This window comes from Acinetobacter colistiniresistens, from assembly GCF_000413935.1.
Lineage (GTDB): Bacteria > Pseudomonadota > Gammaproteobacteria > Pseudomonadales > Moraxellaceae > Acinetobacter > Acinetobacter colistiniresistens.
This window is the reverse complement of sequence record NZ_KE340379.1, coordinates 603,125-618,290: the sequence shown is the minus strand read 5'-3', so window position 1 is coordinate 618,290 and position 15,166 is coordinate 603,125. Positions and strand designations below refer to the sequence as shown.

The following is a 15,166-nucleotide window of genomic DNA, read 5'->3' as shown; positions in this document are numbered from 1 at the left end:
CTCGCATTTAGATTTTTAATTTAACTAAAGCACTTCAAATTCAATTCGACGGTTTTTCCGACGACCATCAGCAGTTGCATTGTCTGCAACGGGCTGGCTAGAGCCTTTACCTTCAGTACTTAAACGATCTGCGGCAATATTCTTACCAACTAAATAACTTTGCACCGCAACAGCACGTTCTTGACTCAATACGGTATTTTTATTGGCATCACCTGAACTATCAGTATGGCCAATAATTTTCACTTTCTTGGCACCCACTTTATTCAGCGCAACAGCCATTTCATCCAGAATTTTCTTGCCTGCATCCGTCAAGATTGCACTGCCTGATTCAAATTCAATGATCCGATTTTTCAAAGCATCATCAATAATTTTCTGCTCCGCCTGATTCACTGAAAGTTGTGCATTAAAACGATACGGTTGCTGTACCAAAGCCTGAAAACTGCTTGTGGTCGGTTGAATCTGATTCGGATCAGTCATCTTACCGGTTAAATCAACCTGAGTGCCTCTCACACGCAACTGACCTTGTGAAATCTTCTTCAAATCAGGTGTGATCACACGGGTCACTGAATCACTCCAGCCACTCGGCGCAGACACTGGACGTACCTGAATTTTGTCCACGACTTGATCTGCCCCATAGACAGACTGCATTTTCACCAAGATCGCCTGCTTGCTCTCCTCATTCGGAACCACTCCTTCCACCACAATCGGTGCAGCATGGAGCAGATGACTTTGACCTAAAACACATAAGCCAAACAGTAAACTTACCCAGATAGATTTCGGATTATTTCTCATATTCATTCATCTAAAAAAGTTTGTCTGAACAGCTTCAAACCTTGATTAAGGCTCAACTGACGCTGACAAAGTGATTGTTCGAGTGTGGCAAGCCCTGCATTCTGCTCGAGATAAGCATCAATCCATTGTGCCTGGATTAAAGATACCCAGTGCTCGCTCTGCATGTTTTGTGTAAAAATATCGCTGAGTGCCATAATATCGGCACCTTGGAAACCAATGAATAAAATCGGCTCATCACGATGCAAGATACCAATCAGAATTTCTGTATTGTTAATGCCCAAGAAGCGTCCAACCATACCGACCCAGAACGCTGCAATTTCGTAGCAATACATTGGATTATTGATCGGAAGAATCAGCACTTTATTTAAACGGCTGGTGCCATTTTTTAAGATCGGTTGTAGCAAAAGCCCCAATCCGATCATGCTCTGTGCCAATTCATAGACATTGATTTTCATCAATTGGGCAAATGAATGCATGGTGTGGTTTTCATAAAAACCATGACATTCGTCAGCGCTAAAAATCTGAACCACATTGGGTAAGTTATTCAGCTTCTCCAACATAATATTGGTATCACGAATACTGCGTAATACCCGATTGCGCTGAAATAAATCGACCAATACCGATTTGTAGTAAAACGGGGCCAATAATAAATTTTGATAAGGCTGCTCAACTTCAAGCAACTGACTCAGTACCATTGGAAATGCACGCCCTGAGCTGTCTTGACTTGCAATCAGGTTGGCAGCCAAAAACATCGGTTCAGCCGGATTGGCAATAAAGAAATCCAGTGCTGGCAAAGACTCATAACGCTGTTTAAAGTCAGGCGCACGCATCGCATGTTCAAGTGCTTCCGTAATCCACTGATCCAACACCTGAATTAATGCATACTGTCCTTTAGATTTCAGAAAGTCCCCGCGAGCGGGTGTCTTTCCATAATACAAAGGTGTTGTCCTTACTTGTTGCATCCAAGTGCCTCCTGCTGTTCCCAGATCATCCCTAACATTACGGCGTTACTCCTGGCTGTGCAGGCGCTGTTGTTGGTGGTTTCGCTGCGGCGGTGGCGGCAGGCGTTGCTTGCGCAGAAACCACACGTACCGCTTTGTCAGTGACCACTTTGTCCACCAGTTGTAAGCCTGCATAACCTCGGCTAGAGCCAATACTGCCCGAGCTGTTGCCACTAATCAGTCGGAAGTTTACTTTCAGCGTTAAAGAGGGTTCAGCTTTGCTGGTCCAAGTCATTTCAAAACTACCATTTTGTTCTTTGCGCTGTGCCGCATCAATCAAACGATTAATCCCGTATTCACCTGGCTCTTCAAAAATGGTATGGGTTTTACCTTCCAAGTCCACTGCAGTAATTCGTGCACCCGGGATAGCACCTTGATTTGGCCAAACGAAGTTCACCCACTGTTGGATTCCGTTTTCAAACACCATACGCTGACCATCAATGTCGATGGTGTACGACAGATATTGTGGGTTCGGCAATGGATAGAACTGGAAGTTGGACTGATTCGATACCGGTGCAGCCGCAGGTTGATCTAGACTGCCTGTCGCCATGCCATTGATTGGTGCCACATATTGCTGGAATGCCATGACAAATTGTGGATTCAAGCTAATCCCTAAGTCCTTCCATGTTTTCGAGGTTAAGACATAACCACGACGAATCACAAATGGATCTAATGCTTCTTTCACAAAGCGTGCGATGCTACCCGTTTCACCAAAGATTTGACCAATTTCATTGCTGGTCGCTTGTAGGGTCACACCTGCGTTAAATGGATATTTTTGGCTTAAATTGGTTTTGAAAGGTTGATAGGCCTGAATCCCCCACAATTTATTGAGCTCATCTTGGGTTGGCGCAATCAAGCTGGCAAAAGATTGTGTCAGTGGTGTCATTAACAATTTCTGTAATAACTGTTGATCGGTATCCTTCAGACCCACCATCATTTTCTCATCCACATATTTCTGTGTGGTATTAAACACAGACGTCTGATCATTGATGGTCTGTTTAACCAATGCCATGGCACTTGGGCCAATTTCACCTGCAGTTTTCAAATCATTAAACTTACTGCGTACTTGTGCCAGATTGTTCATGTACTCATCAAATAATGATTTATCCTGTAAATCATCACGCTTACGTACCAGTTGATAGAACATTTGATATTCTTGAGAAATTGCCCCTTGAGCCTTGTTCACCGCCTGAGCTGCGGCCTTATCATCTGAATTGTTCAGTACTTTGCGTTTGAACCACGCCACAAAACCTTTTTCAGGAACCGCAAGTTCAGCCTGTACGATTGGATTATCCCAGTTGGTTTCAATTGCAATACGCTGTAACAGGGTTCGAATTGGTGAGTTTTGTGGTTCACCCAGAATATCAATACTCTTCACTTGCTGAGTGAACTGATCAGCCTTGGCATAATAAATACCGTTCAGAAATTTCTTCCATTCCGTCACATATTCTTGCTTATACAAGGCCACTAATTGCTTACGAATCTGTTCAGGACTACCTGAGAAAGTTAAGTCATCAGATTGGCGACTATTCAGCACCCAATCTTTGCTGTCTGTTGGTTTATTCGCTGCTTCCTCAATTGCTTTTTCAACATACTCATCCCATGCTTTTTGGGTAAAGACACCAGGTAATGCGTAGCTGCCCAGTACAATCGCTCGGTTTTGCTCCCCGACAATCTGTCCAACTGTCACTGCTGGAAAGCGCACTGCTGCACGCATCTTGATTTCGTTATAGACGCGATCACGCGCAGGCATACCACGAATCACTGACAATAAAACTTGGCGAGTTTGGTCAACCACCTGAGCATCTGTTTCAAGTACAGGGAAACCGTCTTGATTGGCCAAAGTCATGGCATAAGAGAGAATCTTCTCTGCATCCTGAATCATTTCGCCACGCGGCATTTGACCACGATTGGCATCCAGCCAAGAACGCCAGAAACGAGAAACCTGATCACTTAAATGACTGGTATCCATATATTCATGATTACTCATCATCAAGTAGGCTTTTAATGCATTATAAGCGTCTTGTGGATTGCTATCTGAAGGCTCTAAATACTGCTGTGTTTTCGCAACTTGTTTGATTTCAACATTGACGTGATTGGCTTTTAAAGTCGCCTCGTTATTTTTAACACGCTGTAAATATTGCGCAATATTTTGCTGTGTTGGGGTCAAAACAATTTGCTTGATGCCTTTGAGGTATTCAGCTTTTAAACTTTCGCGTAACTGGTTGCCCTGATATAGACCAAAGCTAAATTTCAGTGGGCGATTTTCATCGAACTGATCCAACTGCTGTAACCGTTCTTGTAAAATCAATAAAGCTTCAAGCTGGGTTGATAATTGCTGTCCAGAGGCTTTCTCTAAATGCACCACTTTATCTAAATCAGCCTGCACATCGGCAATCAACTGTTGGTTATTGCGATAAGACCAGACCCAAACCCCAAGTACCAGAGAGACACCCACCAATGCAGCAATAAAGGCGATATAACGCTGACGTTTTTTCGCTGGATTGATGTGTTGCTTGACCAGATCTTTATCTCTCAAAATAACATTGGAGAATAAGCCCTGTAAGAAATAACCATGATTCGGTGCAACAGAAAAATTCCCTCCTTCCTGACCATTCCCCGGAATTTGCTGGAGTTGAAATTCTTGTGCAATGTTTTCCGTCATTGGGCTTTCAATCACACCTTCTTGTAAAGCACTGGTGAAATAGAAACCTCTAAAAACGGGCTGGAACTGATATGGATTATCTTCAAACAAAGTGCCAATAAAGCTTTTCAATGCTGGCTTTAAAGTTTTGAACTCCAATGGGAACGTCATCACACTTGGAGAAATATTCTGTGAATGACGGCGGCTCAAGTGTGTAGTACTGACACTCTTTAAACCGTCATACAAAATGCTGTAATGCTTATCGAATAATTCAACCGCATTCTGCGATGAATTCTGCTCATAGGGTAAAGTTGCACCCCAAGCCTGATTGTATTCTTGCGACTCATAGCAATCAAAAAATTCGGTAAAGCCTGCAATCAAATCCATTTTAGAAAAAACCAGATAGACAGGAACCACCACTTCCAGTTTTTCGGTTAAATCCTGAATTCGGGCGCGCAAATTTTTTGCCAGTTTCAAAGAGTTTTCAGGACTTTGGCTGATTAGCTCAGCAATACTCACGATCAAAATCAGGCCATTAACAGGCGCTTTAGAACGGTTTTTCTTTAAAATATTTAAAAAACCCAACCATTCAGAATGATCTTCTGAATACACCGAATAACGCCCAGCGGTGTCCAGCAAAATGCCCTCAGTTGAAAAGAACCAGTCACAGTTACGGGTGCCACTTAAGCCCGCCGAAACCATTTTCTGATGTGTTTCTTCAAATGGGAACTTCAAGCCAGAATTATAAATTGCAGAACTCTTACCCGCTGCAGGGTTACCAATCACCATATACCATGGTAATTCGTATAAAGCCGCATTGCCCTTTTTATCACCCAATTTGGATTTACGAATCAATTGAATTGATTCTTTCATCTGCTGCTGAATTAACTGTAGTTCGGCTTTGTCTTTGTGCTGACCATATTCCGCTTGGCTATCTTGCTCGATGGCATTGGCAAGTTCCTCACCTTGTTCGGCATGACGTTTTCTTTGAATCAGCCAATAAATCCCATAAACGATTAAACCCAATGCATAGGTCGCCGCCAATGCCCAAAAGATATGCCGAGGAATAGACGAATATGAAGAAATCAGTGCAACGAATAAGGATAAAGCAATAATAGCTTTAGGATTCGTGATGTACTGCCACAGATAACCTAAAATGATATACATTGAGTTCTCGAATTCTTAATAAAGTTAATTAATCAGCAATTGCTACACTTTCCTGATCTTGCATGATCTCAGGAACAGCTTGGATAAATGCTTGTAAATTGTGTCCATAAACAAAGGCAACATGTGACTCAGAAAAATGCGCCCCCAACATTATTCCAAAAAGTTTTGCTACGTTTTGGCTATGCCCAAAAATAGGTTTACAGTACAAGTAATGATGTGCCTCAACTGGACTTTGCTTAAAAAACTGTTCCAATTTTTTGGCCACTTTTACATCCGTACTATCCTCAACCACCAATACAAAAGGTTCTTCTGCTTGATACTGAGGTAAATCATCAAGCTTGAGCTCTTTGAAAATTTGATCGAGATTATTTTGGTTGCTCACCAACTTAAAGGTCTTTTCAGGCTGTAACTGTTCCAACTGAACTGCTGGATGCGCTAAGCAACTACTGCTGACAAATTCCGCAGGGATATAAGCCCTCGCTCCCCAAGACTTTTCATCAATAACTTCTTGGTCTATCTCTGAATCTGCCGCAATCACCAATGAAATTTCATGGGCTTGATTCTGAATCCGATCGAGCAATTCAAGCAGATGCTGCTCTGTTGAAGCCGCACTGAGGTAGTGATATTCAATATGGAACTTTTGCGGAATCATACCGAGATCGTAAAAAATGGCCTGAATACTTTCATTACTACTCTGGTCATTCCAGGTATGTACAACATCTTCAGATAATAAAATGTGCAGATTTAGCTTATCTAAACGATAGATCTGCTCCACCTGAAGCGCTTCACGCTCTTCATCCCCTGAAAAAGTTGGATCAATCCATGCAGGATGCATACGGTATTCATGTAAATTCTGGCTTTCATAAAACAGACTTGAACGCTTTAAGTGATCAGAAATCAATGCTAAAAGCTCTGTGTGCTGTTCAATCTGATGGTGAATCAGCGCCATAATGCGCTGCTGTCGAACCGATAGGAATTGCAATTCTTCCTCATCCGTACTTTGAACTCGTTGATCAAGCTCTTCAATTCGATAAGAGAGAATCGGTATCCCATGAAAATTCACCAGATCTTGATCTAACTGCGGACTGCTAAACTGCTTAATTCCATCAAGAATCGAATCATTTTCACCCAAAGCGCTATATGCACCTGCCGCATAGAGATTCAGTGCTAACCATTTACTTTCTAAAACTGGCGGTTGTAATTCAGTTGAATGCTGCTCTTGCTCTTGTTCAGCCTGCAAAGCACGTTGTTTTTTCTCTTTATAATGTTGATATGTCTTATAAAGCAGCCAGGGTGACAGCAACACCAAGGTAATTACAACGGGTAAGATAAGGAAATAATTAATTAAATCAGCAGATTCTGGTTGATATTGGATATCACGCCAATAAAAAACCACCACCAAACCAACCAAGATAAAGCAAGCGATGAGTGTGGCTAAAATTTTCTTCATCATTATGCGGCTCCTAAAAGTGCATAACGCGTTTCGGTGTTATGTTGTAATTGTGCTGATGGCATTAAAAATGCCCCTTGCCCCAAACCAATCTCCTGTGCTGAATCCAAGCAAATCGGGCGCACTTCTTCTTTATCCAGAATAAGTCGAACATCAATAAACAAAGTTGGGCTACACCACGTTTGAACCAGATGTTTTAACTTTTTATTTAAAGGTTGATCTGGTAAAAAAGCTAAATATTGTTCACGACTTAATGGGCCAATTTGAATCTCGATTTTGCCATCAATCTGCTGAACCGTATCGCCGCAAAAGGTATTGATGCCCAATAAACTTGGATTGTTTCCACCTAAACAGGTTTTTTGCTCATCCCCGAGCTGAAATCTTTCTTTGATAAATTCCTGTATATGCACCTGTGTATCAAACACACAACCAAGTACCGTTTTTAAAGCATGTGCGGTATTGTTCTGCCCCTGCATTAAACCTGAAAACTCAGCAAAATATTCATCCAAATCATGCTGTTCATGTTGCGAACGAATATAGCCATTCAAGGCATGCAAAATATCGAGATAATGGTTTTCTTGCTCTATTTCATAACGAATGGGTAGATTATAAGCAATACTCGCATCGACATATTTCGTGGTGAGTTTATGGTTAAATAAACCCAAGAAAGCCTTAATCTCCAGACGTTGTTGCCGAGAGCTCTGTTTTAATTTATTGGTATAGGTATAAGGCAACGCACCTTGCGTTCCAGTTAAACCAACAACTAAATTGGTTAAATGGATCCGCTCTTCTTGATAACTCAGTGCTTCAATTTCAGTCGCGGGGAAACTTAAACTGAACGAGGTATCGAATTGAAAATCATTAGACCAGTCCTGCTGCCGCTTTGCTACAGGTAAATGACGTAATAGTCGAGTCGACTGCACAAATTCAAATGAACCTGCCTTTTTAAAGACTTGGTCGACTACAGAAGAGTCTTGCCACCAACGTTCTGTACGCATTGGTATATCTCCTGTTGATTAAGACTGTCTTTTACGACAACATCGACAAAACTATTAATCTGAACTTTCAAATTAAAAATATGACTCAGTAACTGACTGAAAATATACAGACTATGCCCTCGGAACACATTCTTATTGACCGAAAGCTCAGCCTTAACCCCGCGGATGAACATTGGGAACGGTTTTGCATTCATAAGTTTATTGGTGGTTGAAAAATTGAGCTGTTTTAAGGCATCAATCAATAAAATATTTTCTTTGGAATGCGGTAAATTATATAAAGCCAATAGCTCTTTGACATGACTCAAGGCATCCCCTTTCATCAAGGCCAAGGTATTCAGAGATAAATGGGAAATAATGCGCCATTGTTCGTTTTTATTTCTATCAAAATAAAAAGGCGAAGTTGGACGTTTTAAAATTAATGCACGGCGCGCCAGACTACTGTCATTTAAATTTAGAATATTATTGCTTTGGCTCAAAGCTTCATGCGGTAGATCACCATTGGAACAGAGCAACTGGGTACTAATGAAATCTGATTTAATTTCATAAGGTTTCAAATGTTTTGAAACAATCGAATAGCCCATTTGCATGGCTTTGCTTTGTGAGGGCAAATAATTGAGTGAATAGAAAAACTGGACTTTATCGTTATGGTAATGACTCATTGCAAAAAAAGGCAGAACAGCAAGATGCGTTTGCTCCTGATTGGTTTTTTCACGCACCATGTTCATCTCAAGCACAGAATATACGTGATAAAGCTCTGGATGATGCGCATCAGTCACAAGTGGATACTGCAATTGGGTATGTGAAACCTTTTGCGGTTCAGCCTGCTTTTCAAATAAATTAATTGCAGGTGTCGTAAACAGCTTAAAATTGGCAATATTTAATTCTGAATAATTACGCACCACAGCTTGATCATTCAAATTGAGCTTGAGATGGATCAAAATTTCAAATTGATTGTGTTGTTGAAGCATACCCTTTAAGCAACTCAAATCAAGATTCAGATAGTTGAATTTCTCAGGAAAGCAGAAATATTCCATCAATAAACGATAGGCATGATGTGTATGCTGGTCGACTGGTAACAGGCTTTCCTGTTCACTAAAACCCATCACTTCAAAAGGATTACTGACCTCGACTACACGCTGTCCGACACGGATCGCAAAACCAGTATCTTTACGAAAAATACTATCTAGAACTTGTAAAGGAAAGTTTGAAATTGCATCTAAATAGATCGGCAATTTTTCATCCAGAATCCATTTCTGTGCATCATTGAAAACTTCAAACTTCAGACTTAAAGTTGCATTCTGATTCAAATGCATATGGGTACTTGGCGAGGTTTGAAACTCAAGTTGCATCAATGAAATCGGCAATAATCGAACTTCATTGGTCGTATTAAACTCACACTGTACCCCCTTAAAACTGCGTGACTTTAATGCGGTTTTCAGTGGGATAACATGCGCAGAGCTCAGCTGTTTTAGTTTATTAATATCTTCAAAACTGACCACTGTGCATGCTGGAAAATGACGTAAATATTGAGGAAACATCACCTCAAATAAAGAATGCGTAAAAACGTCGTAACTGTCTTCTAATTTTTTATCAATACGCGCTGCAATCAAGGAAAAAGCTTGAATTAAGCGCTCAATATGCGGGTCGTCAATTTGTTCTTGATTGAGTGAAAGTCGCTGCGCAATCTTTGGGTACTTCTGCGCAAACTCTCTGGATTGCTGACCGAATTCTTGTAGTTGTTTTTCATAATACGGTAAAAGTTGCTCTATCACAGGTCGCTCACACTAAGTTCTGGCAGAAATAACATATTGTTGTGTTGTAGGCTTAAGTAAAGCGTCAAAGAACACGGGCTCGTACAAAGGATGTATATTTAAATAAGCTTGGATACTTAAACAAAGTGAACCCATATTGTGCCCATCCAATAGCATTTCAACTTTGATCTGCCGCAATCTCGGCTCATGTGCTGCAATGGACTGCTCAATCGACTGGCAAATTTTATCTCGATCCAATGGATTGGCTGTGGATAAACCAACAAAATCAATAATTCCAAACTGCAAAATTGATCTCTTTGCGAGTGGATATTCATCCATATCACAATCAAATTGTGCGATCCGACTATTCAACAAGTCTTCCAAATCACGAGCAACCGACTCTCGTAACTGCTGAATCGACATCCCTCTTAAATAATCTTCTTGCTCTGGTACTAAACGATCAAATAATGTTGATCTGAATCCATAAGGATATAGATGATCTAAATTCATTTTTATAAGAACAGCATCTTGGAAAAATAGAGGCTAATAGGCGACTATTAACCTCTACCAGAACATCACAATCTCGATTACGCAGCGTATGAAGCTGTGTTATTAGAAAGTGACCATTTCTTCGTCACAGCACCTTTCGCAGTACCGTTAATGTCTTGTTGGTTATAAGTCCACTCAACAGCAGCGTATTTCAAACCAAATGTTTCAGTTGGAACACCTTCTTCGTTTACAGTCGGTGTTACGCTAGAAACTAGAACGTGTTTCAATTTGATTTGTAAGTACTTGATGCGTTTATCACCATTGGCACGGTAGTAATCGATCTGTACTTCGTCAAATGTATAACCCGCAGAACACGCTTCCCAAAGTTTAGGACTAGTTGCATCCAAGTCTTTAACAAAGATCATGTCTGAGTGTTCAACACGTTCAGCTGTATGGCCACCTACGCTACTTGAAGTCGCAGATTTAGGTTGACGAATGTTATGAGCCCAAGAGTTAACTTCAAGCCAACCTTTGTGTTCAGAATCGCGAGATTCTCCGTCTACCTTGTACTTACCACGAAACTCAACATATATATCTTTCATTTAAAATTTACCTCTATTTTATTTAAAGTTATTATCTAGCTGATCTCATTATTAATTTGAGGACTGAGGTAGTTCAGTCACGAGTCGTAAAGAAACCGACAACTCATCCAGCTGGAAATGTGGTCTTAAGAAAACCACAGACTTGTAGTGACCCGGTTGAGCTGGGTCTTCTACAACTTTTACAGATGCCTCACGAAGCGGATATTGTGCTTTTGCTTCTTGAGATGCACCAACATCGAGCAAGACATATTGCGAGAGCCATTCATTTAAAAATGCTTCAACATTGCCTGCAGATGCAAAACTTCCCACTTTGTCACGCATCATTGCTTTTAAATAATGTGCAATGCGCGATACCGCCATGATGTATTGGATTTGGCTAGAAAGTGCAGAGTTTGCATTCGCCGTATCACTGTCATATTTTTTAGGTTTTTGAGCCGACTGTGCGCCAAAGAAAGCTGCATAATCCGTATTTTTACAATGTACCAGCGGAATAAAGCCCAGATCACTCAGTTCTTTTTCACGACGGTCAGTGATTGCGATTTCAGTTGGACATTTAAATATGAACCGTACCGGGTTTGTCGGAGAGTCAATATTCTGAGAGACTATCCCGATGACAAAACCAAACTATACCCCCGAAATTAGAGAAAGAGCGGTTCAATTACTAATTGAATCTGAAAAAGATTATCCTTCTACTTGGGCAGCAATCACAGCTATTGCTCCTAAAATCGGTTGTACTCCTGAAACATTGCGTGTTTGGTATTTAAAGCATCTGGATCAACTAAATCCTGCCAAAGTACAACAGATATCTGACCAAGAAAAAATGAAGCAAATGGAACGTGAAATTAAAGAATTAAAACGTGCCAATGAAATTCTACGTAAAGCAGCCGCTTTTTTCGCCCAGGCGGAGCTCGACCGCCCACACAAATAATGGTGGATTTTATCCATAACAATAAAGATCGATATGGTGTTGAAGCGATTTGTAGAATTTTACCGATTGCACCTTCAACCTATTACCGAACTTTAGATCTCACTGACAATCCAGAACATCGAGCGAAACGAGATCTACATGATGAGTATCATGCTGAACAAATTAAACGAATTTGGAAAGAAAGTTCAGGTCGATATGGTGTACGTAAAGTTTGGCAAAAATTGAAACGTGAGGGTTATGTTATTGCACGTTGTACAGTTGCTCGATTGATGCAAAAGCTAGGTATACAAGGTGTTTGGCGTGGTAAGAATAAACAAACCACCCGTAACCGAGATGACCAAAAACGGGCAGATGATTTAGTGAAACGTAATTTTAATGCTGATCATCCAAACCAACTATGGGTGGGTGACTTTACGTATATTCAAACTCATTCAGGCTGGGTATATACCGCATTTGTTATTGATGTGTTCTCACGAGCAATTGTTGGATGGAAAGTATCTACACGGATGAATACAGATATGGTGCTTGATGCATTAGAGCAAGCATTGCATGATCGAGGCATGCCAAAGAATGTGATTCATCATTCCGACAGAGGTGTGCAATATCTTTCCATTCGCTATACCAATCGTTTAGAAGCAGCAAATTTACGAGCATCAGTCGGTACAACGGGTGATTCATACGATAATGCTCTGGCTGAAACGGTGAATGGCTTATACAAAACAGAGGTGATTGAATATTTAAAAGCAGATTGGCAAGGTTTAGCAGATGTACAACTTGCGACACTAAACTGGGTAGATTGGTTCAATAAAAAGCGTGTACACAGTGCACTGGGTTATGTATCGCCTTTTGAGTTTGAAGCAATGTACTATGATAAGATTAACCCGTTAGGTCAGGTGGCTTAACTTAAATAAAAAAGTCTCCGACAAACCCGGTACGGTTCACACGACCTGTTTACCGATGCCAGCCCTGCTGAGCTGAATCTATTGCGTCGTCGTGCTGAATTTAAGTTGTTAGAGCAACATATTCAGCCGAGTCAGAATTTAGATGGTTTCTTATATATTCCTGTCGGTAAAATTAAGCGTCAAAGCTCGGGTCACTTCGAGTTAGACAATAAGTTTATTCCACCGATTTTGCATATTGCGGCTTCTGAATCTCTGATTAATAACCTAAAGCGTACGCTCAATGTCATTAAGGCCAAAATTAAAACCATTCAGAGCAATAACCGTGAAAACGAACAAAAACTGATTGAATTCCGTTCAGGTGATATCGTTTCCTTCTGGTTGATCAATGCCTTAAATACCGCCTATGCTGGATTGAACCATTTACTCCAATATCCATTGATTCACCCAGAACGTTTATTTTCAGAATTATTGCGTTTAACAGGTTCATTGCTGACCTTCTCGACCGCTTATGATGTCGATCATCTGCCTCATTATAAACATCACCAGCTACAAGATAGCTTTCAGCAGCTTGACCTGATCTTAAGAGATTTATTGGATACCATTATTTCAAGCCGCTACTTCAGTATCGCCTTGAAAGAAACGCGACCGTCCTATTGGGTGGGCAGTCTTGAGTCAGACAAAATTACCCGTGATACGCGTCTTTATATTGCTGTGTCGAGCAGCATGATGCAAACCCATGAGCTGATTCAAATCGTACCTTTACGTTTCAAAGTGGGTAGTACCATTGATGTAGAACAGCGTGTCATTGCTGCACTTCCTGCTGTTCCACTCCATCATTTAATGCAAGTACCCACTGCAATTCCTGTACGTTCTGGTGTCAGCTATTTTGAAATCGAGCCACATCACGAACTCTATCAACGTATGCTTGAGTCAGAGTCCATCTGTGTTTATGTACCAGCTGGATTCCAAGATATAAGTATTGAACTCATTGCGGTAATGAATAGTTAAGAGAACAACAATGACTCAACCCACTGGCATCCCCTCTTTATTTGATGATGGAAAAATTGGTTCAGGTTTACCTACCGCTGATCAGCCACAGAATAAAGCGCAAGCAACCAACTTGATTGACCTATTACATGATGGGTTCTATCTGGTTTTTTTACTTCGTAATCGTTATATCCCGACAAATCCAAGTGATTTTCGCGAAAAGATTGTCGATTTACTCAATCGTTTTGAGCAACAAGCCAAGCGTTTACAATTTTCTGCTGACGATATTCATGATGCCAAATATGCTTTTTGTGCTCTGATTGACGAAACCATTGCTACACAACAAGATGCTGCTTATTTTAATTTGCAAAATTCTTGGCTGATCAGTCCATTGCAATTGAGCTTATTTGGCTCTCAATTGGCTGGTTATCGTTTTTTTGAAATCTTGGAACAACTCCGTAGTCGCGGTAAAGAGCGCTTAGCGTCGCTTGAAGTATTCCACTACTGCTTGTTACTTGGCTTTCAGGGCAAATATCGTCTGGAATCAGTAGAAAGTTTAAATCATTTGGTCGCGCGTGTTGGCGATGAAATTGACTACCTCAAAGGCAAGAAAGCGGCATTCTCGCCATTCGCAGCAATCCCTGATCATATTAAACATATTATCCATCACGAGTTGCCATTTTTCTGGATTTTGATCTTTTTATTAATCTTTGCTGCCCTGACTTTTGCAGGCTTGAAATTCATGCTGTCCAAGCAGAATCACAATGCTCTAAACCCTTATCAAAATGTGATTTCAGCACCTGCTGAAGAAGCACATATCACCATCCATTTACCTTAGTTGATAACGTATGACTCAGGAAAGAACAACTTCTTTACGCATATTACAGACCAATAAGAAAAAAACCTTATCTCCTGTAATTTATTTACTGATTGGATTTCTTTCAGGGATTATTTTTACCTCGCTGATTTTCTTTCTCTTTGTTACGGACTCAAATACAGCTGAAGCAGTACCATTGGAACAAGAACAGCGTGTGGACGAAAACGCAAATATCCAACCTCATGCAAAAGTGCCACCTCATAGTGCTGAAGAACCCATGCCTGTTCATCATGAAACAGCCGAATCAGCAGAAGACAATGGGTTTGCTCAGCCAGGCAGTAATGATTTAAATAAATTTTTCCAGCGCACGCCTCCACCCGCTGCGCCTGTCCGTACTGGTCAACAAATTTCACCTTTTGCAAATGAACCGAATAACAAAGCAGTCCACCCGTCGGTACCCGCAAAACCTGTAGCAACTAAAAATGAAGTACCGACGACCAATAAAATTGTTAAACCAGCATCTCAGCCAGTCAAAGCAGCATCTCCAAAAACGGTAGAACCTGAAGCCGAAGCACCTGATGCAACAGTGCAAATCAAAGTCACTCAGAAACCATTTGCTGTGAATGAACTGAAATAAC

Annotated in this window: 11 protein-coding genes, 2 pseudogenes and 1 other annotated feature; of the genes and pseudogenes, 4 read left to right on the top strand and 9 right to left on the bottom strand. The window is 40.9% G+C overall.

Translation table 11 applies throughout. The features are described from left to right. Window positions 1-24: 24 nt before the first annotated feature. From F907_RS10600 to F907_RS0117995, 9 genes and pseudogenes are all read right to left on the bottom strand, one after another. Window positions 25-798, bottom strand: coding sequence for an OmpA family protein (locus F907_RS10600; RefSeq protein ID WP_016651953.1), 774 nt, complete (start codon window positions 796-798; stop codon window positions 25-27). Next, window positions 795-1,754, bottom strand: coding sequence for a type VI secretion system-associated protein TagF (tagF, locus tag F907_RS10605; RefSeq protein ID WP_016651952.1), 960 nt, complete (start codon window positions 1,752-1,754; stop codon window positions 795-797). Before tagF ends, F907_RS10600 begins: the two co-directional genes overlap by 4 nt. 37 nt (window positions 1,755-1,791) lie before the next feature. Then, a complete protein-coding gene (gene tssM / locus F907_RS10610) occupies window positions 1,792-5,604 on the bottom strand; it encodes a type VI secretion system membrane subunit TssM (protein WP_016651951.1) in 3,813 nt (1,270 codons plus the stop codon). Between the two features lie 28 nt (window positions 5,605-5,632). Beyond that, window positions 5,633-7,057, bottom strand: coding sequence for a hypothetical protein (locus tag F907_RS10615; protein WP_016651950.1), 1,425 nt, complete (start codon window positions 7,055-7,057; stop codon window positions 5,633-5,635). Beyond that, window positions 7,057-8,052, bottom strand: coding sequence for a type VI secretion system baseplate subunit TssG (gene tssG, locus F907_RS10620; protein ID WP_016651949.1), 996 nt, complete (start codon window positions 8,050-8,052; stop codon window positions 7,057-7,059). The genes F907_RS10615 and tssG overlap by 1 nt, the downstream gene beginning before the upstream one ends. After that, window positions 8,016-9,824, bottom strand: coding sequence for a type VI secretion system baseplate subunit TssF (tssF, locus tag F907_RS10625; RefSeq protein WP_005273746.1), 1,809 nt, complete (start codon window positions 9,822-9,824; stop codon window positions 8,016-8,018). Before tssF ends, tssG begins: the two co-directional genes overlap by 37 nt. A gap of 12 nt (window positions 9,825-9,836) precedes the next feature. Next, the gene (tssE, locus tag F907_RS10630) at window positions 9,837-10,313 is read right to left on the bottom strand and encodes a type VI secretion system baseplate subunit TssE (protein ID WP_005273745.1); all 477 of its coding nucleotides are present in this window, start codon (window positions 10,311-10,313) and stop codon (window positions 9,837-9,839) included. 77 nt (window positions 10,314-10,390) lie between these two features. After that, the gene (locus tag F907_RS10635) at window positions 10,391-10,894 is read right to left on the bottom strand and encodes an Hcp family type VI secretion system effector (RefSeq protein ID WP_005151564.1); all 504 of its coding nucleotides are present in this window, start codon (window positions 10,892-10,894) and stop codon (window positions 10,391-10,393) included. A 51-nt stretch (window positions 10,895-10,945) separates the two neighbouring features. Continuing rightward, window positions 10,946-11,455: pseudogene (locus F907_RS0117995) on the bottom strand (type VI secretion system contractile sheath domain-containing protein); the annotation flags it as partial. Window positions 11,456-11,504: 49 nt separating this feature from the next. Between F907_RS0117995 and F907_RS10645 the strand changes: the two are divergent. From F907_RS10645 to F907_RS10660, 4 genes and pseudogenes are all read left to right on the top strand, one after another. Beyond that, window positions 11,505-12,724 (top strand): IS3-like element ISAba19 family transposase gene (locus F907_RS10645; RefSeq protein ID WP_087486619.1). Its coding sequence is split into 2 segments (ribosomal slippage): window positions 11,505-11,781 and window positions 11,781-12,724, totalling 1,221 coding nucleotides; the frame shifts between segments, so codons are not numbered across the junction. Next, window positions 11,780-11,896 (top strand) — a sequence feature (AL1L pseudoknot). (Overlaps the previous gene by 117 nt.) Before the next feature lie 36 nt (window positions 12,725-12,760). After that, window positions 12,761-13,732, top strand: a pseudogene (gene tssK / locus F907_RS10650) (type VI secretion system baseplate subunit TssK); the annotation flags it as partial. A gap of 10 nt (window positions 13,733-13,742) precedes the next feature. Next, on the top strand, window positions 13,743-14,549 hold the full coding sequence (icmH, locus tag F907_RS10655; RefSeq protein ID WP_005242904.1) for a type IVB secretion system protein IcmH/DotU: 807 nt from the start codon (window positions 13,743-13,745) through the stop codon (window positions 14,547-14,549). A 10-nt stretch (window positions 14,550-14,559) separates the two neighbouring features. Further along, window positions 14,560-15,165 (top strand): hypothetical protein, encoded by a 606-nt coding sequence (locus tag F907_RS10660; protein WP_016651946.1) that lies wholly within the window; start codon window positions 14,560-14,562, stop codon window positions 15,163-15,165. The last annotated feature ends 1 nt before the right edge of the window (window position 15,166 follow it).

Coding starts and splice junctions, on each gene's coding strand:
- F907_RS10600 (WP_016651953.1), bottom strand. CDS start 798: ATGAATATGAGAAATAATCCGAAATCTATCTGGGTAAGTTTACTGTTT.
- tagF (WP_016651952.1), bottom strand. CDS start 1,754: ATGCAACAAGTAAGGACAACACCTTTGTATTATGGAAAGACACCCGCT.
- tssM (WP_016651951.1), bottom strand. CDS start 5,604: ATGTATATCATTTTAGGTTATCTGTGGCAGTACATCACGAATCCTAAA.
- F907_RS10615 (WP_016651950.1), bottom strand. CDS start 7,057: ATGATGAAGAAAATTTTAGCCACACTCATCGCTTGCTTTATCTTGGTT.
- tssG (WP_016651949.1), bottom strand. CDS start 8,052: ATGCGTACAGAACGTTGGTGGCAAGACTCTTCTGTAGTCGACCAAGTC.
- tssE (WP_005273745.1), bottom strand. CDS start 10,313: ATGAATTTAGATCATCTATATCCTTATGGATTCAGATCAACATTATTT.
- F907_RS10635 (WP_005151564.1), bottom strand. CDS start 10,894: ATGAAAGATATATATGTTGAGTTTCGTGGTAAGTACAAGGTAGACGGA.
- icmH (WP_005242904.1), top strand. CDS start 13,743: ATGACTCAACCCACTGGCATCCCCTCTTTATTTGATGATGGAAAAATT.
- F907_RS10660 (WP_016651946.1), top strand. CDS start 14,560: ATGACTCAGGAAAGAACAACTTCTTTACGCATATTACAGACCAATAAG.